This window comes from Pseudomonas sp. FG6 (genome assembly GCF_057809015.1).
Map to the genome: position 1 here is coordinate 120620 of NZ_JBMDJD010000011.1, position 24647 is coordinate 145266.

Below are 24647 nucleotides of genomic sequence, written 5' to 3' on the forward strand. Positions count from 1 at the left end.
AACTGTGGCGAGGGAGCTTGCTCCCGCTGGGCTGCAAAGCGGCCCCAAAACTCTTAGAACGCGGTTTACCTGACACTCCGAGGTGCCAGGTTTTAGGCTTGCTTCGCAACCCAGCGGGAGCAAGCTCCCTCGCCACAAGAGCAATCGGTGTCTGGGAAGTCAGTGGCAGAGCAAAGCCCGGAGCGCCAACACGGCCTCAGGCAACTCCAACTCACTGAACACCCGCACCCCATGGCGTTTGAGCAGCGCCGCCGTCACCCCTTCGCCGCTGACCTTCACGCCACTGAACGTCCCGTCATAGGTCAGCACGTTGCCACACGAAGGACTGTTGGCCTTGAGCACCGCGAGGCGGATGCCATGCTCGCGCACCAGGTCCAGCGCTTGATGGGCGCCTGACAAAAACTGCGCGCTGACGTCCTCACCTTCACCGGTGAACACCCCCGCCTGGCCGTCGAGTACCTGTGCGCCCTGCCCGCCGGGAATCTCCGCCGCCGCCCGGGGTGTCGGCAAGCCGCCGGCGACTTCCGGGCACAACGGCACGACCCGGCCCTCGTCGAGCCACTGCTGGAGTTGATCGAACGGCCCGCTGGCGCCGCCGTCATAGCGAACGCGATGCCCGAGCAGGCAGCGGCTGACCAGGATCTTTTCCATGTTCAGTTCCACTCGCTGCCACGGCGGCGGAACCAACCGGTCAACGACAGGCGCTCCCGCGTCGCAGGCAAGACTTCATGGGGAACATTCCCGGAGAGGAACACCACCAGGCAACCGCCGGAAGGGACCACGTCATGTTCCACCTCGTCGTCCAGGTACATGCGCAACTGCCCGCCCTGCTCGGACGCCCAATCCTCGTTGAGGTAGAGCACCGCCGACACGGTGCGCCGATCGTCATCGCGGAAGCGGTCGACATGCTTGAGGTAGAACGCGCCAGGCGGGTACAGGGCGAAGTGGCTTTCGAAATCTTCCAGGCCCAGGAACAGCCCGCGGTTGAGCGCCTCGCGCAAACTGTCCATCAGCGCCAGGTAGCGGTCGCAGGCCGCGGCCTGGCCGGGTTCCAGCCACTGGATGCGATCGCCACGCACCCCTTCGCGGATCTGCGAAGACGGCCCGCGTCCGACCCCGGCCGGGGCCAGTTCGCCTTCGCTGGCACGCCGGCGACATTCAGCCGCCAGGCTGCGGGTCAGTGCATCCGGCAGGAAGAGGTTCTGCTGCGACCAGCCGCGCTCGGCCAGGTCGTCGACGATGCGCAGGAGCATCGGGTGATCAGAGGGTATTTGCATGGTGCGCATAGTATGCCTGTGCCTGCAAAACCGACAGCGCCGTGCGACGGGGTTTGCTGCAACGGATAGCACAGACGCACGAACCTGATACGAATTCTCGACAAGTTCCCACACCCCACGGAGAATAGTCGGCTGCTGATAGGAGCCCCTATGCGCCGTTTGCTTTTCTCACTGTTGATGTTCTGTGTCTTGCCCGCCTGGGCAGACAGCTACGACCAGCTGTACAAGGTCGCCGGCTGGCCGGAACAGCGGGCGCATTTCAATGACGCCTTGAGCGCCGCGCAGCAGCGCTATCAAAACAGCCTGCCGCCGGCCGTGTTCCAGGCGCTGGTGAACAACAGCAATCAACGTTTCGCCCCCCAGGCCGTGGACCAGCGGGCCGCGGTGCAAATGCGCAAGAACCTGCGCGACCCGCAACCGGCACTGGCTTTTTTCCAGTCGCCGCTGGGGCGCAAGGTCGTGGCCGCCGAACTGCTGGCGACCCGCCGCGATCAGTTGGCAAAAAACGCCAAGGGGCTGCCGAAGATGCAGGCCAGCGACAATCGCCTGTTGATCATCGGCCACCTGGCCCAGGCCCTGCCCGCCCGCGAGGCCGGCGCCGAGGTCAGCCTGGCGATTGCCGGCGTGGCGGCCGACAGCCTCAGCTCGATGATCCCCGGCCTGCTGGGCGCCGGCCAGGCCCAGGGCATGCTCAACGGCCAGCGCCAGCGGCTGATGGAACAGATCGGCGCCGACCTGAACAACACCTTGCTGTACGTCTACCGCGACCTGACGGATACCGAGCTGGAAGAGTTTTCCACTTTTGCCGAGTCGGCCGAGGGCCAGGCTTATTATCAGGCGGCCTTGGCGGCGATTCGGTCGGGGTTGGCGGTGGGGCAGGATCTCGGGCGGTAGATAGATCTTTAGCGCCGATTCCGGCTCATCCGCTTGCTCAGAAACCCAAACATCTCCTGCCGCATCGCCAGCGCTTCGTTCGCCAGGTGATGTCGCCCTTCAGGCAGCATCAACACCTGCGGCCGGTCGAACTTGCCGCTCAGCACTTGCAGGTTGTACTTCCAATCCACCGTCATGTCCGCCTGGCCCTGCACGATCAATGGCTGGCGCGGGCTGCTCGGGGCGGCTTCGATACGCTTGATCCATCGCATCAACGCCCCCACCCACGCGGTCGGCAAGCGCAGCGGTTGCAACGGGTCGGCTTGCAGGAAGGACAAGAATTGCGGGTCGGTGGAGTTCTCGCTGAACACCCGGGCGATGCCGGTCACGAACGGTTTGAGCAGGTAATAGCTCAGGCGCGACCAGCCCCAGGCCCGCGGCCGCACCAAGGGTGACAACAGGATGACCTGGCCCTGGGCCGGGCTGTTCGCGCCCTGGTTGAGCACATGATCAACGACGATGGCCCCGCCCGTGCTTTGCCCGCACAGGTGCCAGGGTTGCGGCAGGTCCAGCGTCCCGGCCTCGGCCAACAGGCCCTGCAAGGTGGCCTGGTACTCGGCGAAATCATGGATGCTCGCACGTTCGCCGCTGGACAGACCGTGGCCCGGCAGGTCGCAGGCGATGACCGCGAACTTCTGCTCCAGGGCCCATTCGATCAAGTGACGATACAGTCCCATGTGATCGTAATAACCGTGGAAGAGGAACAACGTCGCCACGGCTTTTTCCGGCCACCAGACCTGGCTGACCAATTCATACCCGCCCACCTGGAAACGCCCCAGTCCCTTGCGCAAGCTGCGTTGAGGAAAGTCCAAGCCATAGAACCGCTGATAGGCCAAGGCTTGCTCGGAGAGCGGCTGCCACTGGGCCAAGGGTTGCAGGCTGGCACGCAGGTGATCGGGGTCGAAAGTGGCAGGCATCGATATTTCCAGGCACAGGCGCATCGCGCGAAACGGACTTTATAGAGCTGAGATATTCATCTGTCGCGACAGCCGTGGCAAGCTACCCGGCCCCAGAGGATCGACTCCATGCGCCCGTCCCACCGCACGACCTTGCTCGCCAGCCTGCTCGCCCTCGGGTGCGCTGCCGTGTTGTGGTTCGCCTACGACTGGTTCCAGGGCCGTTTCCTGCGGGCTTTCAGCCAACACACGGCGGTGTTTTCCGGCGACCCCCTGCAACTGCCCGCCGACCTGGCCGGCCCCGGCGCGATCCGACTGGTGCACTTCTGGGATCCGGCCTGTCCGTGCAACGTCGGCAACCAGCAACACCTCGCCGAGCTGCTCGACAAGTATGTCCCCCAGGGGGTCGAGTTCTACGCGGTACAAAAAACCGCCAGCCAGGGCCATTTGCCGGCCACCTTGAACCGCCTCAAGCCTCTGTCGGCACTGCCCGGTTCGAACCAGATTCCCGCCAGCCCGGCCGTGGCGATCTGGGACCGCAGCGGCAAGCTGGCGTATTTCGGTCCCTACAGCGAAGGCCTGACCTGCAACTCCAGCAACAGCTTCATCGAGCCGATTCTCGAAGCGTTGAGCAGCGGTCGGACGGTCAATGCGACCCATACGATGGCGGTGGGCTGCTATTGTCCATGGGCCCAAGACACATCTGACAAGGACTAAGGCGGGGATCTCCTTCGAGGAGCGATGCGAAGTCGCGCAACGGCATGCTAAACAGGGAATCAACAGCGCGACCACGGGAACGCTGTCACCAGAATAAGGAATGTCCATGAAACGCACCCTCATCGCCTTGCTGTCCCTGGTGGTCACCGCCGTTATCGTCGCGGGCGGCTACCTCTACAGCAAGCAGCCCACCCGCCAGGGCACGGTGCAGTTGCAGGGGCTGCATGGCTCGGTGACGGTGCGCTACGACGAGCGTGGGGTGCCGCATATCCGCGCCGAAAACGAAACCGACCTGTACCGCGCCCTGGGTTATGTCCAGGCCCAGGATCGGCTGTTCCAGATGGAGATCCTGCGCCGCCTCGCCCGGGGTGAACTGGCCGAGGTACTGGGGCCCAAACTGCTCGACACCGACAAGCTGATGCGCAGCCTGCGCATTCGCGAGCGTGCCGCGGCCTATGTGACGCAGCAGGACCCGCAGTCGCCGTCCTGGGTGGCGATGCAGGCCTACCTGGAGGGCATCAACGCCTACCAGGGCAGCCACACCCGGCCCGTGGAGTTCGATGTGCTGGGCATTCCCAAGCGCCCGTTCACCGCCGAAGACACCGTGAGCATCACCGGCTACATGGCCTACAGCTTCGCCGCCGCGTTTCGCACCGAACCGCTGCTGACCTATGTGCGCGATCAACTGGGCGCCAACTACCTGAGCATCTTCGACCTCGACTGGCAGCCCCAGGGCGTGCTGGCCGAAGGACGCAAGGGCGGCCTGCCATTGGCCGCCGCCGATTGGAAAGACCTCAACGCCCTGGCGCGCCTGAGCGAACAGGCCCTGGCCGACAGTGGCCTGCCGCAGTTCGAGGGCAGCAACGCCTGGGCGGTCTCCGGCAACCACACCCGCAGCGGCAAGCCGTTGCTGGCGGGTGATCCGCATATCCGCTTTTCCGCTCCGTCGGTTTGGTACGAGGCGCACCTGTCGGCACCGGGTTTCGAGCTCTATGGGCATTACCAGGCGCTGCTGCCCTTCGCGACGCTGGGCATGAACAAGGATTTTGGCTGGAGCGTCACCATGTTCCAGAACGATGACCTGGACCTGATCGTCGAGAAGGTCAATCCGGACAACCCCGAGCAGGTCTGGTACCGCGACAAATGGGTGGACATGACCCGCAGCGAACAGCAGATCGCGGTCAAGGGCCAGGCGCCGGTGACGCTGGTGCTGCGCCAGTCGCCCCACGGGCCCATCGTCAACGATGCCCTCGGGGCGAACGCCGGCAAGACCCCGGTCGCCATGTGGTGGGGGTTCCTGGAAAGCCGCAACCCGATCCTCGACGCCTTTTACCAGCTCAACCGCGCCGACACCCTCGCCAAGGCCCGTGGCGCGTCGGCCAAGATCCACGCACCCGGGCTGAACGTGGTCTGGGCCAACGCCAAGGGCGACATCGGCTGGTGGGCCGCCGCGCAATTGCCCAAGCGGCCGGCCGGCGTAAAGCCCGGTTTTCTGCTCGACGGCAGCAGCCCGGAGGCGGAAAAGGAAGGCTTCTACCCGTTCAGCAGCAACCCGCAGGAAGAAAACCCGGCGCGGGGCTACGTCGTCTCGGCCAATTTCCAGCCCGTGCCGGCCAGCGGTATCGAGATCCCCGGCTACTACAACCTCGCCGACCGCGGCCAGCAACTCAACCGGCAGCTCAGCGACAAGCAGGCAAAATGGGACATCGAAACCACCCAGAAGCTGCAACTGGGCACCACCACCGCCTACGGCCCTCGCCTGCTCGCGCCGCTGCTGCCGGTGCTGCGTGAAGTGGTCAGCGACCCGCAGGAACGCAAATGGGTGGAGCAACTGGCGCAATGGCCGGGGGATTATCCGCTGGACTCCACCAGCGCGACGCTGTTCAACCAGTTCCTGTTCAACCTCGCCGACGCCGCCCTGCACGATGAGCTGGGCGACGGGTTCTTCGACACCGCGCTGTCGACCCGGGTCATCGACGCGGCCCTGCCACGCCTGGCCGCGTCGGCGGATTCGCCATGGTGGGACGATCGCTCGACAGCGGGCAAGGAGACCCGGGCCGACACCGTGAAAAAAGCCTGGACCCAGAGCCTGGCACACCTCAAGGCGACGTTGGGCGAGGATGCCACGCAGTGGCAGTGGGGCAACGCCCACACCCTGGTCCACGGCCACCCGCTGGGGATGCAAAAGCCCCTGGACCGCATCTTCAACGTCGGCCCCTTCGCCGCGCCCGGCACCCATGAAGTGCCCAACAACCTCTCGGCCAGGATCGGCCCGGCGCCGTGGCCCGTAACCTACGGGCCGTCTACCCGGCGCATCATCGACTTCGCCGACCCGGCCCACAGCGTCACCATCAACCCGGTCGGCCAGAGCGGTGTGCCGTTCGACAAGCACTACGAGGATCAGGCCGAGGCCTATATCGAAGGGGTGTATCACCAGGCGCACCTGGCCGAGGAAGAAGTCACGGCGAACACCCGCAGCACCCTGAAACTGCTGCCGGCCAGGACCCCCTGAGTCGGCGCGGGTATTTTTTCATCACCGGCAGGCTCGATCGCGATTGATGGTCAAGACTGCAAGGGATCCACCCAAGCCACCTGCACAGGAGTCAATGCAATGTTCAATAACTGGTCCGAACTGCTGCCTACCATCAAGAGTGCCTTTGGCGCCCTGGGCAAGAGCAATCCGAAAATGGTCAAGGCCTACATGGCCCTGGATGAAGCCGCCGCCGAAAACAACGTGCTCGATGCCAAGACCCGCGAACTGATCTCCATCGCCGTCGCCATCACCACCCGTTGTGACGGCTGCATCGGCGTACACACCGACGCCGCCATCAAGGCCGGCGCCACCCGCGAAGAAATCGCCGCCACCCTGGCCACCGCCGTCTCGCTGAATGCAGGCGCAGCGTACATCTTCTCCCTGCGAGCGCTGGAGGCTCATGACGCGTTGAAGAAATGAGGAGCCGCGACCTTTGCGTCACCTGCTCCAGCGCTTTCGTGAGCAGGCTCGCTCTCGTATTTTGAGCTGTGGTGAGCCACGGACTCACGGTAATCAAAAACCCGTGGCGAGGGAGCTTGCTCCCGCTGGGGCGCGAAGCGGCCCTGTTTTTGGGGCCGCTGCGCAGCCCAGCGGGAGCAAGCTCCCTCGCCACAGTCACCGCACTCAGGCCTGAACGGCTGTCGCCCGGCGTACTTCCGGTTGTTTCCAAGAGTCGGCGGCGCTTTCTTCGATGGCTTGCTGGATCGCGCGCTTGCGGTTTTCTTCGGCGCGACGGCTGAAGTACCAGACCAGGAAGGTCACCAGCGACACCGCCAGCAGGATCAGGCTTGCCACGGCGTTGATCTCCGGCTTGACCCCCAAACGTACCGCCGAGAAGACTTCCATCGGCAAGGTCGTCGAACCGGGGCCGGAGACGAAGCTCGCCAGCACCAGGTCATCCAGGGACAACGCGAACGACATCATGCCGCCCGCCGCCAGCGACGGCGCGATCATCGGGATGGTGATCAAGAAAAACACTTTCCACGGCCGCGCGCCCAAGTCCATGGCCGCTTCTTCGATGGACAGGTCCAGCTCACGCAAGCGCGACGACACCACCACCGCCACATAAGCCGCACAGAACGTGGTGTGGGCGATCCAGATCGTGACGATGCCACGCTCCTGGGGCCAGCCGATCATCTGCGCCATCGCCACGAACAGCAGCAACAGCGACAGGCCGGTGATCACTTCCGGCATCACCAACGGCGCGGTGACCAGGCCGCCGAACAGCGTGCGGCCCTTGAAGCGGGTGATGCGGGTCAGCACGAAAGCGGCCAGCGTCCCCAGGGCGACCGCCGCGACCGCCGTGTAGCAGGCGATCTCCAGCGAGCGCAACACCGACCCCATCAACTGCGTGTTGTCCAGCAGGCCGACGTACCATTTGATCGACCAACCGCCCCACACCGTCACCAGTTTCGAGGCGTTGAACGAGAAGATCACCAAGATCACCATCGGTGCATAAATAAACAGCAACCCCAGCACCAGCATCAGGTTTGAAAATCGCAAGCGCTTCATTCCTTGCCCTCCATTTCCTTGGCCTGACTGCGGTTGAACAGAATGATGGGCACGATCAGGATCGCCAGCATCACCACCGCCAGGGCAGACGCCACCGGCCAGTCACGGTTGTTGAAGAATTCCTGCCACAGCACTTTGCCGATCATCAGGGTTTCCGGGCCGCCCAGCAGTTCCGGGATCACGAACTCGCCCACCACCGGGATGAACACCAGCATGCAGCCGGCGATGATGCCGTTCTTGGACAGCGGCACGGTGATTTTCCAGAAACTGTTGAAGGTGCTCGACCCCAGGTCCGACGCGGCTTCCAACAGGCTGGCGTCATGTTTCACCAGGTTGGCGTAGAGCGGCAGGATCATGAAGGGCAGGTACGAGTAGACGACACCGATGTACACCGCCAGGTTGGTGTTGAGGATCTGCAACGGTTCGCTGATCCAGCCCATGCTCAGCAGGAACCCGTTGAGCAGGCCGTTGTTGCTGAGGATGCCCATCCACGCGTAGACGCGAATCAGGATCGCGGTCCAGGTCGGCATCATGATCAGCAGCACCAGGACTGTCTGGGTTTCCTTGCGGGCGTTGGCAATGCCATAGGCCATCGGGTAGCCGATCAACAGGCACAACGCGGTGCTGATCAGCGCCATCTTCAGCGAACCGAGGTAGGCGGCGATGTACAACTCGTCCTCGCTCAGCATCGTGTAGTTAGCGAGGTTGAGCAGGATCTGCAGTTTCTGGTCGACGTAGCTGTAGATCTCGGTATACGGCGGGATGGCCACGTCGGCTTCGGCGAAGCTGATCTTCAGGACGATGAAGAACGGCAGCATGAAGAACAGGAACAACCAGATGAAGGGCACCCCGATGACCAGTTGACGGCCACCGGGCGTTATTCGATCGAGTCGGCGTTTGAGTTTGCGCAGGTTCATGAGCGAAGTACCACGCCGCTGTCGTCTTCCCACCAGACGAACACCTGGTCGCCCCAGGTCGGCCGCTGGCCGCGGCGCTCGGCGTTGGCCACGAACGACTGCACCAGCTTGCCGCTCGGCAGCTCGACGTAGAACACCGAATGGCCGCCCAGGTAAGCGATGTCATGGACCTTGCCGCTGGACCAGTTGTGGTCGCAGGTCGGCTGCTGGGCGGTGACCAGCAGTTTTTCCGGGCGAATGGCGTAGGTCACGGACTTGTCCTGCACCGAAGTGCTGATGCCGTGGCCCACGTAGATGCTGCGGTCCAGGTCCTTGCAGGTCAGCACCGCATGGCCTTCGGCGTCGTCCACCACTTCGGTCTCGAAGATGTTGACGTTGCCGATGAACTCGCAGACCAGCCGGCTGGTCGGGGTTTCGTAGATGTCGATCGGGCTGCCGATCTGGGCGATCCAGCCCAGGTGCATGATCGCGATGCGCTCGGCCATGGTCATGGCCTCTTCCTGGTCGTGGGTCACCATCACGCAGGTCACGCCGACCCGCTCGATGATCTCCACCAGCTCCAGTTGCATCTGCGAGCGCAGCTTCTTGTCCAGGGCGCCCATCGGCTCGTCGAGCAGCAACAGCTTGGGCCGCTTGGCCAGCGAACGGGCCAGGGCCACGCGCTGGCGCTGGCCGCCGGAGAGCTGGTGCGGCTTGCGCTTGGCGTACTGGCTCATCTGCACCAGCTTGAGCATTTCCGTCACGCGGGCATCGATCTCGGCCTTGGGGATCTTGTCCTGCTGCAGGCCGAAGGCAATGTTCTGCGCCACGGTCATGTGGGGGAACAAGGCGTAGGACTGGAACATCATGTTGATCGGTCGCTCGTACGGCGGCATGTCGGTGATGTCCACGCCGTCGAGGAAAATGCGCCCTTCCGTGGGCCGTTCGAAACCGGCCAGCATACGCAGCAAGGTGGATTTGCCCGATCCCGACCCGCCGAGCAAGGCGAAGATCTCGCCCTTCCTGATTTCCAGGGACACATCGTCCACGGCAATCGTCTCGTCGAATTTTTTCGTGACCCGGTCGATTTTGACCAACACCTGCTTGGGTGTCTGATCGCCCTCGAGGGCTTTCTTATAGGCGCCGGAGGCAACTGCCATTTACGAAACTCCCACAGAATTTGCAGTTCGCCCCACGCGGGCGAACCTTCGATAGTTAGAGCGTTTAACGCTATTTACCCGACTTGACCTTGGTCCAGCTGCGGGTCATGAGTCGTTGAATCTTGGGCGGCAACTCGGAGTTGACGTAAAGCTTGTCGACGACCGCTTGTGGCGGGTAGACCGCTTCGTCGGTGCGGACCTTCTGGTCCATCAGCTCGCCCGCCTTGGGGTTCGGGTTGGCGTAGCCGACGGTGTCGCTGACCTGGGCGATCACCTCGGGCTTGAGCAGATAATTGATGAAAGCGTGCGCTTGCTTGACGTTGCTGGCGTCGCGTGGGATCGCCAGCATGTCGAACCAGAGGTTGCCCCCTTCCTTGGGGATCACGTAGGCGATTTCGACGCCCTTGCCGGCTTCGCTGGCACGTGAACGGGCCTGGAAAATGTCGCCGGAGAAACCGGCGGCCACGCAGATCTCGCCGTTGGCCAGATCGGAGATGTACTTGGAGGAGTTGAAGTAGGTCACGTAAGGCCGGATCTTGAGGAGCTGGGCCTCGGCCTTCTTGTAGTCTTCGGGGTCTTCGCTGTTGGGGTTCAGGCCCAGGTAGTTGAGCATCGCCGGAATCATCTCATCGCCCGAATCGAGGAACGAGACGCCACAGCTGGACAGTTTCTTGATGTTTTCCGGCTCGAACAGCATGGCCCAGGAGTCGATCTTGTCGACACCCAGTACGGCCTTGATCTTCTCGACGTTGTAGCCGATGCCGTTGGTGCCCCACAGGTAAGGCACGGCGTACTGGTTGCCCGGGTCATTCTTTTCCAGGCGCTTGAGCAACTGGGGGTCCAGGTTGGCGTAGTTCGGCAACTGCGCCTTGTCGAGTTTCTGGAAGGCCCCGGCCTTGATCTGCTTGCCCAGGAAGTGGTTGGACGGCACGACCACGTCGTAACCGGTGCGACCGGCCAGCAACTTGCCTTCCAGGGTTTCGTTGGAATCGAACACGTCATACACCGGCTTGATGCCCGTGGCTTTTTCGAAATCCGCCAGGGTGGTCTCGCCGATGTAGTCCGACCAGTTATAAATATGCACGGTGGAAGCCGCCTGGACACTGACAGCGAGCGTCAGGCCGGCACCAACCAGCAAGGCGTTGCGTAACAAAGAAAAGACTGGCACGTGGAGGTCCTCTTGAATAGTTGGGCCCAAGTTGCCCCCGTTACTTGGCCACGACGGACCCTGCAACAAAACCGGCGCGCAACTTACCCTCGATAAACCGATCCAGCAAAACTTTTAATTATTTATTGTTCCTGTTGCCGCCACCGCGATGACAGCGACAACAGGACAGTGCTTCAAGCCGGCTTATTTACCGGATTTGATCTTGGTCCAGCTGCGGGTCAGGATCCGCTGGGTGGCGGCTGGCAGGTCGGCAATCGCGTAGAGCTTGGCCTGCACCTCGGCCGGCGGGTAGATGCCCGGGTCGCTGGTGATGTCCTTGTTGACCAACGGGGTCGAGGCCGCGTTGCCGTTCGGGAAGCTCACGGTGTCGGTGATTTCCGCCATGATTTCCGGCTTCTGCAGGAAGGTCATGAACTTGTAGGCCCCTTCGACGTTTTCGGCATCTTTAGGGATGGCGACCATGTCGAAGAAGCTGCCAGCACCTTCCTTCGGAATGTTGTAGCTGACCTTGACCTTGCCACCGGCTTCAGCCGCACGGGACTTGGCCTGGTAGACGTCGCCCGAGTAACCGACAGCTACGCAGATATTGCCGTTGGCCAGGTCGGAGATGTACTTGGAGGAGTGGAAGTAGCTGATCGATGGACGGATCTTGAGGAACAGCGCCTCGGCTTCAGCCAGTTGCTTCTTGTCCTGGCTGTCGGTCGGATAGCCCAGGTAGTGCAGGGCCACCGGGATCATTTCGGTCGGCGAGTCGAGGAAGCTGATGCCGCAGGACTTCAGCTTGGCCGCGTTTTCCGGCTTGAACAGCAGGTCCCACGAATTGGTCGGTGCGTCGGCACCCAGCGCGGCCTTGACCTTCTCGGGGTTGAAACCGATGCCGATCGAACCCCACATGTACGGGAACGCGTGTTCGTTGCCCGGGTCGCTCACCGATACGGCCTTGAGCAGGTCGGTGTTGAGGTTTTTCCAGTTAGGCAACTTGGACTTGTCGAGCTTCTGGTAGACCCCGGCCTTGATCTGCTTGGCCAGGAAGTTGTTCGACGGCACCACGACGTCATAGCCGGACTTGCCCGCCAGCAGCTTGGCTTCCAGCGTTTCGTTGCTGTCGAACACGTCGTAGACGACTTTGATCCCCGACTCTTTTTCGAACTTGGCGACGGTATCCGGCGCGATGTAGTCGGACCAGTTGTAAACGTGCAGCACTTTATCGTCCGCCTGAACGGCGCCCGCCATCACGCCCATCAAGGACATGGCGAGGAGGGTCTTGCCAGCTATCTTCCTACCTAATGTCTTCATGCCTAATGCCTTCATGAAAAATGCTCCAGTTATTCTTTTTAGCCACGTTCAGTAGCCAGCTCGCAGCGCGGGTAGTCTGGCAAGTTACGGGGCAGGCTTACAACACAAGCCCAGCCTTTATTCGCACTGGGCGAGGCCCGCGCAGGCACCCCGCTCTGAGCCTAGCACTTAGCCTTGCAATGCACTGAGCGTCAGGTCCAGGCACTTGCGCGCCTTGGTCACCAGCTCGTCGATCTCGTCCTTGCTGATCACCAGCGGCGGCGCAATGATCATGGTGTCGCCCACGGCGCGCATGATCAGCCCGTTGTCGAAGCAGAACTGCCGGCAGATCATGCCCACGCCCTTGCCTTCATAGCGCTTGCGCGTGGCCTTGTCCTGGACCAGTTCGATCGCCCCCAGCAAACCGACGCCGCGCACTTCGCCCACCAGCGGATGGTCGTTCAGCTCCCGCAGACGCTTCTGCAAATAGGGTGCCGTTTCGTCGTGGACGCGCTCGATGATCTTCTCGTCGCGCAGGATGCGGATGTTTTCCAGGGCCACCGCGGCGGCCACCGGGTGACCGGAATAGGTAAAGCCGTGGTTGAAATCGCCGCCTTCATTGAGCACCGCCACCACGTCGTCACGCACGATCAGCCCACCCATGGGGATGTAGCCGGACGTCAGGCCCTTGGCGATGGTCATCATGTGCGGCTTCAACCCGTAGTGGTCAGTGCCGAACCACGCGCCGGTACGGCCGAACCCGCAGATCACTTCGTCGGCCACGAACAGGATGTCGTACTTGGCGAGGATCTCCTTCATGCGCGGCCAGTAGCTGTCCGGCGGCACGATCACCCCGCCGGCGCCCTGGATCGGCTCGGCGATGAAGGCACCGACGTTGTCCACGCCGATTTCCAGGATCTTCTCTTCCAGCTGATTGGCCGCCCACACCCCGAACGCCTCGGGGCTCATGTCGCCGCCCTCGCCGAACCAGTACGGCTGGGCGATGTGGACGATGCCGGGGATCGGCAAATCGCCCTGTTCGTGCATATACGTCATGCCGCCCAGGCTCGCGCCGGCCACGGTCGAACCGTGATAGCCATTCTTGCGGCTGATGATGACTTTCTTGTTGGGCTGGCCCTTGATCGCCCAATAGTGGCGGACCATCCGCAACATGGTGTCGTTGCCTTCGGAGCCGGAACCGGTGAAGAACACATGGTTCATGCCTTCGGGGGCAATGTCGGCGATGGCCTTGGACAGTTCCAGCGCGGGCGGGTGCGCCGTCTGGAAGAACAGGTTGTAGTACGGCAACTCGCGCATTTGCTGGCTGGCCGCTTCGGCCAGTTCCTCGCGGCCATAACCGACGGCAACGCACCAGAGGCCGGCCATGCCGTCGAGGATCTTGTTGCCTTCGCTGTCCCAGAGATAGACGCCGTTGGCGTGGGTGATGATGCGCGGGCCTTTCTCTTTGAGCTGCTTGAAATCGCTGAACGGCGCCAAGTGATGATCGTTGCTCAGGGTCTGCCATTCACGGGTTTGCGGGTTGTTGCGGGTCATGCGAATTCTCCTTTATATCGAGGGGGCGAGGCGGCCGGAAACCGCCTCGCCCGACGCTTCAGACGGCAAAGAGCAGGAATTCCCGCTCCCACGAACTGATGATGCGCTTGAAGTTTTCATGCTCGGCCCGCTTGACCGCGACGTAGCCTGTGATGAATTTCTTGCCCAGGTATTTCTCGATGGTGGTGCTGTTTTCCATGCGTTCCAGGGCGTCTTCGATGGTCAGCGGCAAGCGCAGGTTGCGACGCTCGTAGCCACGGCCCACCACCGGCGCGCTCGGGTTGATGCCTTCGACCATGCCGATGAAGCCACACAGCAGGCTGGCGGCAATCGCCAGGTACGGGTTGGCATCGGCGCCCGGCAAGCGGTTTTCCACGCGACGGTTCTGCGGCCCGGCGTCCGGCACACGCAGGCCCACGGTGCGGTTCTCTTCGCCCCACTCCACGTTCACTGGTGCCGAGGTGTCCGGCAGGAAGCGGCGGAACGAGTTGACGTTGGGCGCAAACAGCGGCAGCAGCTCGGGGATGAACTTCTGCAAGCCGCCGATGTGCTGCAGGAACAGTTCGCTCATGGTCCCGTCTTCATTGGAGAAGACGTTCCGGCCGGTGTCCCTGTCGATGATGCTCTGGTGCAGGTGCATCGCACTGCCCGGCTCGCCGGTCATGGGCTTGGCCATGAAGGTCGCGGCCACGTTGTGCTTGAGCGCCGCCTCGCGCATGGTGCGCTTGAACACCAGGATCTGGTCGGCCAGGGACAGGGCGTCGCCATGACGGAAGTTGATTTCCATCTGCGCCGTGCCGTCCTCGTGGATCAGGGTGTCGAGGTCCAGCTCTTGCAGTTCGCACCAGTCGTAGACGTCTTCGAACAGCGGATCGAATTCGTTGGCCGCTTCGATCGAGAAAGACTGGCGACCGGTTTCCGGGCGACCGGAACGGCCAATCGGCGGTTGCAGCGGGAAGTCCGGGTCGTCGCTACGCTTGGTCAGGTAGAACTCCATTTCCGGCGCGACGATCGGCTGCCAGCCCTTGTCGGCGTAGAGCTTGAGCACCTTCTTGAGCACGTTGCGCGGCGACAGCTCGATGGGGTTGCCCTGCTTGTCGTAGACGTCGTGGATGACCTGGGCGGTGGGCTCGATGGCCCAGGGCACGAGGAATACTGCGTTCTCGTCCGGGCGGCACATCATGTCGATGTCGGCAGGGTCGAGCAGTTCGTAATAGATGTCGTCTTCGACATAGTCGCCCGTCACGGTCTGGAGCAGGACGCTCTCGGGCAGGCGCATGCCTTTTTCGGCAATGAACTTGTTGGTCGGCGAGATCTTGCCCCGGGTGATACCGGTCAGGTCGCCAATCATGCATTCGACTTCTGTGATCTTGTGGTCTTTCAACCAATCGGTGAGCTGGTCGAGGTTGTTACTCATAAATGCCTCTAGGCTTTGAGTTTCCTGACTGCCGATCAGTAGTCAGGCGTTGTTTGACGCGTCGGCGTCGCGTTGTATTGCCCTTGCTCGGCAGGCATCGCCAAATGCCTGGAAAATCGCAAGGTAGTGCGGATTAGAGCTTACCGCCCATTGGGCTTCTCTGGCAGCGTCATGAACGGCATCCGCCCCTTGGACGGTTCCCTGATGATGTTCATGGAAAAGTTCTACATTTAAAGGAAGGCTGGCAAAAAGAATGCCGGCCTGGGCGTCCAGAATATCGGACGGCGGGGCCGGATCCGCCAGGGATGAGAGCATGCCCGGGGCGGCTGTCGCGGCAGCCCGGGAACAGTGATTGCCACTGATGAGATCAGCATGCAGCCCCACCTGCCTGGAGCAGGTGGTAACGCCGATTAACGGCAGGCGAGACATGAAGCACCCCGATATTATTGCTGTTATGGGTTTGAATCGAGCTTAGCCTTGTTCATTTTTTTACACAACACCCCCGTAAAAAATACAACATGGCCCGCTCAAGCCTGCGGGCGGCAGGCCCCATAAAGGGAAAAAAACGCCCTAAATTGCCTCAAAAAAGCCCCTCAGGTGCATTTTTGGGGCAAAAAAGGCCTCGCTTGACTTCGGCATGCCGTTCGGGTTGACTGGCTTTCGAAAAGATCAATGATTGATATTTTTAACAACAAAGGTGTTGCATCATGTCGGTACCCCCGCGTGCCGTTCAGCTTAACGAAGCGAACGCGTTCCTTAAGGAACATCCTGAGGTTCTGTACGTTGACCTTCTGATTGCGGATATGAATGGTGTGGTGCGCGGCAAGCGCATTGAACGCACCAGCCTCCACAAGGTTTACGAGAAAGGCATCAACCTGCCGGCCTCTTTATTTGCCCTGGATATCAACGGCTCTACGGTGGAAAGCACCGGCCTGGGCCTGGACATCGGCGATGCCGACCGCATCTGCTACCCCATCCCCGGCACCCTCTCCAACGAACCCTGGCAGAAGCGCCCGACCGCGCAACTGCTGATGACCATGCACGAACTCGAAGGCGAACCTTTCTTCGCCGACCCTCGCGAAGTCCTGCGCCAGGTCGTGGCCAAATTCGATGAGCTGGGCCTGACCATCTGTGCCGCCTTCGAGCTGGAGTTCTACCTGATCGACCAGGAGAACGTGAATGGACGCCCGCAACCGCCGCGCTCGCCGATCTCCGGCAAGCGCCCGCACTCGACACAGGTCTACCTGATCGACGACCTCGACGAATACGTCGATTGCCTCCAGGACATTCTCGAAGGCGCCAAGGAGCAAGGCATTCCTGCCGACGCCATCGTCAAGGAAAGTGCCCCGGCGCAGTTCGAAGTGAACCTGCACCACGTCGCCGACCCGATCAAGGCCTGCGACTACGCCGTTCTGCTCAAGCGCCTGATCAAGAACATCGCCTACGACCATGAAATGGACACCACCTTCATGGCCAAGCCCTATCCGGGCCAGGCGGGCAATGGTCTGCACGTCCACATCTCGATTCTGGACAAGGATGGCAAGAATATTTTTGCCAGCGAGGATCCCGAGCAGAACGCCGCGCTGCGCCACGCGATCGGCGGTGTGCTCGAGACCCTGCCGGCCCAGATGGCGTTCCTCTGCCCGAACGTCAACTCCTACCGTCGCTTCGGTGCTCAGTTCTATGTGCCGAATTCGCCTTCCTGGGGCCTGGACAACCGCACCGTCGCCCTGCGCGTACCCACCGGCGCCGCCGATGCCGTGCGCCTGGAACATCGCGTTGCCGGCGCCGACGCCAACCCGTACCTGCTGATGGCCTCCGTGCTCGCAGGTGTGCACCATGGCCTGGTCAACAAGATCGAGCCCGGTGCTCCGGTGGAAGGCAACAGCTACGAGCAGAACGAGCAGAGCCTGCCGAACAACTTGCGCGATGCCCTGCGCGAGCTGGACGACAGCGAAGTCATGGCCCGGTACATCGATCCGAAATACATCGACATCTTCGTGGCCTGCAAGGAGAGCGAGCTGGAGGAGTTCGAACACTCCATCTCCGACCTTGAGTACAACTGGTACCTGCATACCGTGTAAGCGGTTGCAGTGAAGAAAACGCCGCAGGCCTTCAGGGCTGCGGCGTTTTCTTTTGGGGCTTTGGGGGAAATGGCCGCCTTCGGCGGATCGCGAGCAAGCTCAGCTCCCACAGGATTCTTTGTGATCATTGCAATGCATCTCTCTGTGGGAGCATGGCTTGCCCGCGATGACGGCCTGGCAGACAACCCCGGACCCGACTCGTACAATGCCCGGCAGCCCCGCAGGAGACCTCCATGACCCGCACCGCCACCCCGCGTAAACCTCGCGCCCGCAGCCAGGCCCGGATCGATTCGATTCTCGATGCCGCCCGCACGTTGCTGGCCGCCGACGGCGTGGCCGGCCTGTCGATCTATGGTGTTGCCGAGCGCGCCGGGATCCCGCCCTCCTCCGTCTATCACTTCTTCGCCAGCGTCCCGGCCCTGTTGCAAGCCCTGACCGCCGATGTCCACGCCGCGTTCCGCGCGTGCCTGCAAGTGCCCATCGATCACCAGGCACTGAACCACTGGCGCGACCTGTCACGGTTGGTGGAACAACGGATGTTGACCCTTTACGACCAGGACACGGCCGCCCGCCAGTTGATCCTGACCCAGCACGGCCTGACCGAAGTCACCCAGGCCGACCGCCAGCATGACGTCGAACTGGGCGACTTGATGCACAAGCTGTTCAACCGGCATTTCGAACTGCCGAAACTGCCTGAAGACATCGATGTGTTTGCCCTGGCCATGGAACTGGGCGACCGCGTCTACGCCCGCTCCGTGCAGCAACACGGCCAGATCACCCCACGCCTGGCCGAAGAAGGCATGCGGGTGTTCGACGCGTACCTGGGGTTGTACCTGCCGCCGTACCTGCCCAAGCGCGAAGCGCCCTGATCCACGCATTGTAAAACCCCAAAAGCCCCGGAGGGCTCACGCCGTCCGGGGCTGCGGGTGAAGCTTCGCTCACAATTTGGCGATAGACACTTCGGTGGATTTGACGAAGGCGATCACTTCGCTGCCGATCGCCAGTTCCAATTCCCTGACCGAGCGGGTGGTGATCACCGAGGTGACGATGCCCGAAGCGGTCTGCACGTCGATTTCCGACAGCACGTCGCCTTCGACGATTTCCTTGATGGTGCCTTTGAACTGGTTGCGTACGTTGATGGCTTTGATAGTCATACGATTTCTCCTGGGGTCGAAATGAGCTGCAAGCTTCGAGCTACAAGCTGCAAGTAAAAGCACGCGCTTCTTCTTGCAGCTTGTAGCTTGCCGCTTGAAGCTGCTTCATTGCGCCCACCGCAACTGCGTGGGCAAGGGTGAAACGGGTTCGGGTTCCGGCGGTTGGCCGGGCAAGGACAGCACGCGATTGAGGACTTCGGTTTCCAGGGCCGCCAGCCGATGGGAGCCGCGAACCCGTGGGCGCGGCAGGTCGATGGCCAGGTCGAGGCCGACCTGGCCATCTTCGATCAGGATCACCCGGTCGGCGGTCGCCACCGCTTCGCTGACGTCGTGGGTCACCAGCAGCACGGTGAATCCATGTTGTTGCCACAGGCGTTCGATCAGTTGCTGCATTTCGATGCGGGTCAGGGCATCCAGCGCCCCCAGCGGCTCGTCGAGCAACAGCAGGCGCGGTTGGTGAATCAGCGCGCGCGCCAGGGCCACCCGTTGCTTCTGTCCGCCGGATAATGCCGCCGGCCATTCATGGGCGCGGTCGACCAGGCCCACCGCCTCCAGTGCCTGTAATGCTTGCGGGCGCCAATTGCCCTTCAAGCCAAGACCGACGTTGTCGATGATTTTTTTCCACGGCAACAAACGCGCTTCCTGGAACATCAACCGGGTGTCTTCCCGGGCGGCACTCAACGCTGCCGAACCCGCCAACAATTGGCCGGCCGTGGGCTGATCCAGGCCTGCGAGCAAGCGCAGCAAGGTACTTTTGCCGCAGCCGCTGCGGCCGACCACCGCAACGAATTGCCCGGCCGGAATGTGCAGGTCGATGTCCCGCAGCACCTGACGGCTGCCGAAGGTTTTTTGCAGTTTGCGCACCACCAGGGGAATGCCCTGTAGCAGGCGCGGTAGTTGTTGCGCGGTCATGCGGCACCTCCCCTGCCCACCTGATACGCCGGGTGCCAGCGCAACCAGACCCGCTCCAGCCCACGGGCGGCAAGGTCGGCCAATTTGCCGAGGACGGCGTACAGCAGAATCGCCAGCACCACCACGTCGGTTTGCAGGAACTCGCGGGCGTTCATCGCCAGGTAGCCGATGCCGGAGCTGGCCGAGATGGTTTCCGCCACGATCAGCGTCAGCCACATGAAGCCCAGGGCAAAGCGCACGCCCACCAGGATCGACGGCAACGCACCCGGCAGGATCACCTGGCGAAACAGGCGCAAGCCGGACAAGCCGTAGCTGCGGGACATCTCCACCAGCGCCGGGTCGACATTGCGAATGCCGTGGTAGGTATTGAGGTAAATGGGAAACAGCGTGCCGAGCGCCACGAGGAAAATCTTCGCCGACTCGTCGATGCCGAACCACAGGATCACCAACGGGATCAGCGCCAGGTGCGGCACGTTGCGCACCATCTGCACCGAACTGTCCAGCAGGCGCTCACCCCATTTCGACAGGCCGGTGATGAACCCCAGCGTCAGGCCGATGCTCCCGCCGATCAGGAAGCCGACCGCTGCGCGCCAGCCGCTGATAGCCAGGTGCGTCCAGATCTCGCCGCTGCGCACCAGGTTGACCCCGGCTTCGATCACCGCCACCGGTGCCGGCAGGATCCGCGTGGACAGCCAGCCGGCCGACACCGACAGCTGCCACACCGCCAGCAACAGCAGCGGCACCGCCCAGGGCGCCAGGTTGTGGATGATTTTCTTCATGGCCGCCTCAGCTCTGTGACGCGGCTTTGGGCAAGATGTCGTTGGCGACCATCTCACCGAACGGGCTCACGTAGCCCTGGCTCTTCGGCAACTGCGGGCGCTCCACGTCCAGGTGTGGAAACAGCAGTTCCGCCACGCGATAGGATTCTTCCAGGTGTGGATAACCGGAGAAGATGAAGGTGTCGATCCCCAGCCCGGCGTATTCCTTGATCCGCGCCGCCACCGTCGGCCCATCGCCCACCAGCGCCGTGCCGGCGCCGCCACGCACCAGGCCGACACCCGCCCAGAGGTTGGGGCTGACCTCCAGCTTGTCGCGACGGCCACCGTGCAGGGCGGCCATGCGTTGCTGGCCCACCGAATCGAAGCGCGCCAGGGAGGCCTGGGCCCGGGCGATGGTGTCGTCGTCCAAGTGGGAAATCAGCCGGTCAGCCGCTTGCCAGGCTTCGGCGTTGGTCTCGCGCACGATCACGTGCAGGCGGATGCCAAAACGCACGGTTCGCCCCAACTTGGCGGCCTTGGCCCGCACTTGCTCGATCTTTTCGGCCACCGCCGCCGGCGGCTCGCCCCAGGTCAACACCATGTCCACCTGCTCGGCGGCCAGGTCCTGGGCCGCTTCCGACGAGCCACCAAAGTACAGCGGCGGACGCGGTTGCTGGATCGGTGGATAAAGCAACTTCGCACCCTTCACGCTGATGTGCTCGCCGTCGTAATCCACGGTCTCGCCCTCCAGCACTCGGCGCCAGATGCGGGTGAATTCCACCGACGCCTGGTAGCGCGCCTCGTGGTCGAGGAACAGGCCGTCGCCGGCCAGCTCATCCGGATCACCACCGGTCACCAGGTTGAACAACGCCCGACCGCCGGACAACCGGTCGAGGGTCGCAGCCTGACGCGCTGCCACCGTCGGGGAAATGATCCCGGGGCGCAGGGCAACGAGGAACTTCAGGCGCTGGGTCACCGGAATCAGCGAAGCGGCCACCAGCCAGGAGTCCTCGCAGGAGCGCCCGGTGGGGATCAGCACGCCGCCGAAACCCAGTCGATCCGCCGCTTGGGCGACCTGTTGCAAGTAACCGTGATCAACTGCGCGGGCGCCTTCGGCAGTGCCAAGGTAATGGCCGTCGCCATGGGTGGGCAGGAACCAGAAAATATTGAGGCTCATGGAGTGGTCTCCTAAGGAATCGGATTACTGCGCTTTCGCAACGGCCGCCGGCGGCGTCCAGATCACGTCCTTGATGCTCAAGGGCTTGGGAATCAACTTGAGCTGGTAGAAGCTGTCGGCAATCTTCTGCTGAGCGGCCACCACCTCGGGCGTGAGGAACAGCGCCCCGTAGCCTTGGCGCTTCACCGACGTCAGGGTGATGTCGGCAGGCAGGCCGAGCAGCGGCGAGACCTGCCGGGTCACGTCTTCAGGATTGGCCCTGGACCACTCCCCCACCGCACGCACTTCTTCCACCAGCGTCGTGATGACCTGCGGATGCTTTTGCGCATAGGGCTTGGTGGCGAGGTAGAACTGGTGGTTGTCGACGATGCCCTTGCCGTCACGCAGGGTGCGCGCTTGCAGCTGTTGTTCGGCGGCGGCCTGGTACGGGTCCCAGATCACCCAGGCGTCCACGCTGCCACGCTCGAAGGCGGCACGGGCGTCGGCCGGTGGCAGGAACACGGTCTGGATGTCGGCATACTTGAGGCCGGCGTCTTCCAGCGCTCGCACCAACAGGTAATGGACGTTGGAGCCTTTGTTCAGGGCGATTTTCTTGCCCTTGAGGTCTTGCACCGACTGGATGGCCGAGCCTTTGGGCACCAGGATGGCCTCGCTGGTAGGCGCCGGGGGTTCGTAGGCGACGTAAAGCAGATCGGCACCGGCGGCCTGGGCGAACACCGGCGGGGTTTCCCCCGTGACGCCGAAGTCGATGGAGCCGACGTTCAAGCCTTCCAGCAACTGCGGACCGCCGGGGAACTCGGTCCACTGTACGTCCACGCCAAGGGCGGCGAGACGCTTTTCCAACGAACCCTTGGCCTTGAGCAGCACCAGGGTGCCGTATTTCTGATAACCGATCCGCAAGGTCTCGGCTTGAGCCTGGGTGATGACGCCGAAGGACACAGCCGCAGCAAACAGCGCGACCAGCCCGCGACGCAAAATGACAGTGCGCATGGCGCCTCTCCTTTTTGCTGTGGGGTTTTGGCTGCACCTGCTTGGCCGTTGGCGGCTGAGTAAGGTGAGGTGAATCTGGGGATACTATTTTTAGTTGCTATCTGGAGTTGCTATCTGGAGTTGCTGGGGGTCAGATGCTCCAGCGAGCACTCAACAAACGTTCGTTCAACAGGCCCGGGGCCAACGGCTTGGGCCGACGGGCCATGGCACCGAGAAATTGCTCCAAGGCTTCGTCCAGCCGCTGTTGCAGGGCCGGCGTCAACTGCGCCTGGGCGCTGCCTTCGCCATAAGCGATCTGGCTGTCTTCGGCAAAAATGCCCTGGAGCATCTCCTGGGCCTTGAGGGCCGACAACACCGGCTTGAGGGCGTAATCCACCGCGAGCATGTGGGCGATGCTGCCACCGGTTGCCATAGGGAGCACCACTTTGTGATGCAAGGCACGCTCGGGCAGCAGGTCCAGCACGGTTTTCAGCGCACCGGAAAACGACGCCTTGTACACCGGCGTGGCGATCACCAGGCCGTCGGCATTTTCGATCTGCTGGAGCAGGTCGATCACCTTGGGGCTGTCGAAACGGGCATGGAGCAGATCCTCTGCCGGAAAGTCGCGAACCTGATAGCTCACCACTTCCACACCTTGCTGCTGCAACCAACGCTGGGAACGCTCCAGCAGGACCCCGGAGCGGGAGCGCTGGCTGGGACTGCCACCGAGTGAGACGACCAACATGCCTACTTTCCTTAACTGTCACGTGCGATTCGCGGCGGGCGATCTCGCTGCATGGGTCAAACCATATCAGGGGATTTATATATCCATAAATCATATTTATTCATTTGGTTATTCTTTATGGAGATATGCAAGGGAGGTTTTTCGCGGCCATAAAAAAAGGCCGTCGAGACGGCCAAAACCCTTGGTGCACAGTGCATGTCCCCCCTGTGGGAGCGAGCTTGCCCCCACAGGTTTTCCGGGGTATTCACAGCATCGAATTCAGCGCAGCTTCATTGTGGGAGCAAAGCTTGCTCGCGATGGCGTCCGGCCTGACAACTCTGCGTCGCCCGACACATCGCATCGCGAGCAGGCTCGCTCCCACAGATTTCGCCCCCTATTCATTCAAGGCGAAATTTTTACACTTTATGGGCAACAGCTTGCTTTTATGGATGGGCGCAAAGCACTTTATTATTTTCTCTTTGATAGGATAAAGTGGGGTGATGCTTATATAAAACTCAATTCCTTGTTCAGAAAATGAAATATCATAAAAGTGGGCGTCAGTCACTTCATCCCAAAAAGACCGTCCTTCAAAGCCACATATTTTCTGGGTGGAATTTACTTTAGAGCCATCTGCATTAAGAGCTTGGAAGATAGCGCAGTCCCCTCTCTCGTTTAAAAAAAATTTAAGTACATTGCCGCCTATTACTGGGGAGGTTTTTGATCTGAAGCTTGAACTCTCGGCTATTGCCTTTGAAGCGATGAGCGCCAGCACGACCAGAAATATTCCTCTAATTATGGTTTGTGCAGGATTCATTTTAAATATTCCTTTCTTTTGTTAAAGCGGTCCAATGGGACATTTGGCCACAGACTTCTATCAGAAAGTATTCTTTTGACTCTGGGTGTATTGTTTTCTACAAGGGGGTTTTGAATGCGGCTTCTGCTTGCAGGGGTGTAATCACCTCGATATATAAGATCTACTGCAATATCTTGAATGCATGTATCTAGACTTCCCCAGTTTAGAGGCCCATATTCTTCCTTGTTGAATTGCGTGCTGGATATTCTTATAATTTCGCCCTTCATGTGTTCGTAAATTGGTATAAACAAGTCATATTGCTGCCTTCTTGAAATCTTCTGCTGTTTAATAACATCTGGCGCAGCTTCCAAGTAATGACGTGCTGTTTGACCAGCCAAACCTTTGGCTCCTATCAGCCACGACCGCAGGGGTTCTTTAATACCCGCTGCCGACAGGTCCGCAGAAGGATTTGGTCTTTGACCCAGATCGTACCCACGACCGATTGTTATGCCAGACGCACCACCCGGCCAGTGAACCACCCGACTGAAATATCGATACAAGGGATTATTTGGATCCTCAATATCATTGCCCTCAACGTCAAAGGTCAGTTGACCAAAAGGCACTTTCAACCATGACAGATCATTGTCATCAATCGCTGCCGAAAAATGTCCCCCAATCCCCACCGGATGAAAGTGATAAACCTTCCCATCCTCCGGCAACCCAACTTTCTCCCTCACC

The 24647-nt window shown here is 61.5% G+C and carries 25 protein-coding genes; 6 read left to right on the top strand and 19 right to left on the bottom strand.

Annotated elements, in window-relative coordinates; genetic code table 11:
* Positions 1–159 precede the first annotated feature (159 nt).
* Positions 160–651 (bottom strand): 2-thiouracil desulfurase family protein, encoded by a 492-nt coding sequence (locus ACODSJ_RS09790; protein ID WP_489101532.1) that lies wholly within the window; start codon positions 649–651, stop codon positions 160–162.
* Between the two features lie 2 nt (positions 652–653).
* On the bottom strand, positions 654–1286 hold the full coding sequence (locus tag ACODSJ_RS09795) for a 2OG-Fe(II) oxygenase (protein WP_489101533.1): 633 nt from the start codon (positions 1284–1286) through the stop codon (positions 654–656).
* Positions 1287–1427: 141 nt separating this feature from the next.
* Here ACODSJ_RS09795 and ACODSJ_RS09800 point away from each other — a divergent pair, with 141 nt between their 5' ends.
* Positions 1428–2171 (top strand): DUF2059 domain-containing protein, encoded by a 744-nt coding sequence (locus ACODSJ_RS09800; protein WP_489101534.1) that lies wholly within the window; start codon positions 1428–1430, stop codon positions 2169–2171.
* An 8-nt stretch (positions 2172–2179) separates the two neighbouring features.
* On the opposite strand, the gene bipL is transcribed toward ACODSJ_RS09800, so the two are convergent.
* The gene (gene bipL / locus ACODSJ_RS09805) at positions 2180–3127 is read right to left on the bottom strand and encodes a phospholipase BipL (RefSeq protein ID WP_489101535.1); all 948 of its coding nucleotides are present in this window, start codon (positions 3125–3127) and stop codon (positions 2180–2182) included.
* Positions 3128–3235: 108 nt separating this feature from the next.
* Here bipL and ACODSJ_RS09810 point away from each other — a divergent pair, with 108 nt between their 5' ends.
* The 3 genes from ACODSJ_RS09810 to ACODSJ_RS09820 all read left to right on the top strand — a co-directional run bounded on the left by ACODSJ_RS09810 (position 3236) and on the right by ACODSJ_RS09820 (position 6776).
* On the top strand, positions 3236–3823 hold the full coding sequence (locus ACODSJ_RS09810; RefSeq protein ID WP_489101536.1) for a DUF6436 domain-containing protein: 588 nt from the start codon (positions 3236–3238) through the stop codon (positions 3821–3823).
* Positions 3824–3929: 106 nt separating this feature from the next.
* On the top strand, positions 3930–6335 hold the full coding sequence (locus tag ACODSJ_RS09815; RefSeq protein ID WP_489101537.1) for a penicillin acylase family protein: 2406 nt from the start codon (positions 3930–3932) through the stop codon (positions 6333–6335).
* A 99-nt stretch (positions 6336–6434) separates the two neighbouring features.
* Positions 6435–6776, top strand: coding sequence for a carboxymuconolactone decarboxylase family protein (locus tag ACODSJ_RS09820; RefSeq protein ID WP_489101538.1), 342 nt, complete (start codon positions 6435–6437; stop codon positions 6774–6776).
* A gap of 204 nt (positions 6777–6980) precedes the next feature.
* On the opposite strand, the gene ACODSJ_RS09825 is transcribed toward ACODSJ_RS09820, so the two are convergent.
* The 8 genes from ACODSJ_RS09825 to ACODSJ_RS09860 all read right to left on the bottom strand — a co-directional run bounded on the left by ACODSJ_RS09825 (position 6981) and on the right by ACODSJ_RS09860 (position 15767).
* The gene (locus ACODSJ_RS09825; protein WP_489101539.1) at positions 6981–7868 is read right to left on the bottom strand and encodes an ABC transporter permease subunit; all 888 of its coding nucleotides are present in this window, start codon (positions 7866–7868) and stop codon (positions 6981–6983) included.
* Positions 7865–8785 carry an ABC transporter permease subunit gene (locus ACODSJ_RS09830; RefSeq protein ID WP_489101540.1) on the bottom strand — a complete coding sequence of 307 codons (921 nt, stop codon included), beginning with the start codon at positions 8783–8785 and terminating at the stop codon, positions 7865–7867. The genes ACODSJ_RS09825 and ACODSJ_RS09830 overlap by 4 nt, the downstream gene beginning before the upstream one ends.
* Positions 8782–9924 carry an ABC transporter ATP-binding protein gene (locus ACODSJ_RS09835; RefSeq protein WP_489101541.1) on the bottom strand — a complete coding sequence of 381 codons (1143 nt, stop codon included), beginning with the start codon at positions 9922–9924 and terminating at the stop codon, positions 8782–8784. Before ACODSJ_RS09835 ends, ACODSJ_RS09830 begins: the two co-directional genes overlap by 4 nt.
* Positions 9925–9994: 70 nt before the next feature.
* Positions 9995–11092, bottom strand: a complete 1098-nt coding sequence (locus tag ACODSJ_RS09840; protein WP_489101542.1) for a polyamine ABC transporter substrate-binding protein — start codon at positions 11090–11092, stop codon at positions 9995–9997.
* 183 nt (positions 11093–11275) lie between these two features.
* Positions 11276–12388 carry a polyamine ABC transporter substrate-binding protein gene (locus tag ACODSJ_RS09845; protein ID WP_489101558.1) on the bottom strand — a complete coding sequence of 371 codons (1113 nt, stop codon included), beginning with the start codon at positions 12386–12388 and terminating at the stop codon, positions 11276–11278.
* Between the two features lie 168 nt (positions 12389–12556).
* A complete protein-coding gene (locus tag ACODSJ_RS09850) occupies positions 12557–13921 on the bottom strand; it encodes an aspartate aminotransferase family protein (RefSeq protein ID WP_489101543.1) in 1365 nt (454 codons plus the stop codon).
* Between the two features lie 58 nt (positions 13922–13979).
* On the bottom strand, positions 13980–15338 hold the full coding sequence (locus tag ACODSJ_RS09855; RefSeq protein ID WP_489101544.1) for a glutamine synthetase family protein: 1359 nt from the start codon (positions 15336–15338) through the stop codon (positions 13980–13982).
* A 42-nt stretch (positions 15339–15380) separates the two neighbouring features.
* Positions 15381–15767 carry a gamma-glutamyl-gamma-aminobutyrate hydrolase family protein gene (locus ACODSJ_RS09860; protein WP_489101545.1) on the bottom strand — a complete coding sequence of 129 codons (387 nt, stop codon included), beginning with the start codon at positions 15765–15767 and terminating at the stop codon, positions 15381–15383.
* Between the two features lie 278 nt (positions 15768–16045).
* Here ACODSJ_RS09860 and ACODSJ_RS09865 point away from each other — a divergent pair, with 278 nt between their 5' ends.
* Together ACODSJ_RS09865 and ACODSJ_RS09870 are read left to right on the top strand one after the other, a co-directional pair.
* Positions 16046–17422, top strand: coding sequence for a glutamine synthetase family protein (locus tag ACODSJ_RS09865; protein ID WP_489101546.1), 1377 nt, complete (start codon positions 16046–16048; stop codon positions 17420–17422).
* Positions 17423–17655: 233 nt separating this feature from the next.
* Positions 17656–18291, top strand: a complete 636-nt coding sequence (locus ACODSJ_RS09870; RefSeq protein ID WP_489101547.1) for a TetR/AcrR family transcriptional regulator — start codon at positions 17656–17658, stop codon at positions 18289–18291.
* A 69-nt stretch (positions 18292–18360) separates the two neighbouring features.
* Here the strand turns inward: ACODSJ_RS09870 and ACODSJ_RS09875 are convergent, their stop codons facing one another.
* The 8 genes from ACODSJ_RS09875 to ACODSJ_RS09910 all read right to left on the bottom strand — a co-directional run.
* Positions 18361–18576 (bottom strand): TOBE domain-containing protein, encoded by a 216-nt coding sequence (locus tag ACODSJ_RS09875; protein WP_007928303.1) that lies wholly within the window; start codon positions 18574–18576, stop codon positions 18361–18363.
* A gap of 105 nt (positions 18577–18681) precedes the next feature.
* Positions 18682–19488 carry an aliphatic sulfonates ABC transporter ATP-binding protein gene (gene ssuB / locus ACODSJ_RS09880; protein ID WP_489101548.1) on the bottom strand — a complete coding sequence of 269 codons (807 nt, stop codon included), beginning with the start codon at positions 19486–19488 and terminating at the stop codon, positions 18682–18684.
* On the bottom strand, positions 19485–20267 hold the full coding sequence (ssuC, locus tag ACODSJ_RS09885; protein ID WP_489101549.1) for an aliphatic sulfonate ABC transporter permease SsuC: 783 nt from the start codon (positions 20265–20267) through the stop codon (positions 19485–19487). Before ssuC ends, ssuB begins: the two co-directional genes overlap by 4 nt.
* A 7-nt stretch (positions 20268–20274) precedes the next feature.
* Positions 20275–21423, bottom strand: coding sequence for an FMNH2-dependent alkanesulfonate monooxygenase (ssuD, locus tag ACODSJ_RS09890; protein WP_489101550.1), 1149 nt, complete (start codon positions 21421–21423; stop codon positions 20275–20277).
* 24 nt (positions 21424–21447) lie between these two features.
* Positions 21448–22413 (bottom strand): sulfonate ABC transporter substrate-binding protein, encoded by a 966-nt coding sequence (locus ACODSJ_RS09895; RefSeq protein ID WP_489101551.1) that lies wholly within the window; start codon positions 22411–22413, stop codon positions 21448–21450.
* Positions 22414–22543: 130 nt separating this feature from the next.
* Positions 22544–23137, bottom strand: coding sequence for an NADPH-dependent FMN reductase (gene ssuE, locus ACODSJ_RS09900; protein WP_489101552.1), 594 nt, complete (start codon positions 23135–23137; stop codon positions 22544–22546).
* Between the two features lie 373 nt (positions 23138–23510).
* Positions 23511–23930: a hypothetical protein gene (locus ACODSJ_RS09905; RefSeq protein WP_489101553.1), complete on the bottom strand. Its 420-nt coding sequence runs from the start codon at positions 23928–23930 to the stop codon at positions 23511–23513.
* Positions 23927–24647: lysozyme family protein (locus tag ACODSJ_RS09910; protein WP_489101554.1), on the bottom strand; the 721-nt coding region annotated here is incomplete at its 5' end. The genes ACODSJ_RS09905 and ACODSJ_RS09910, both read right to left, overlap by 4 nt.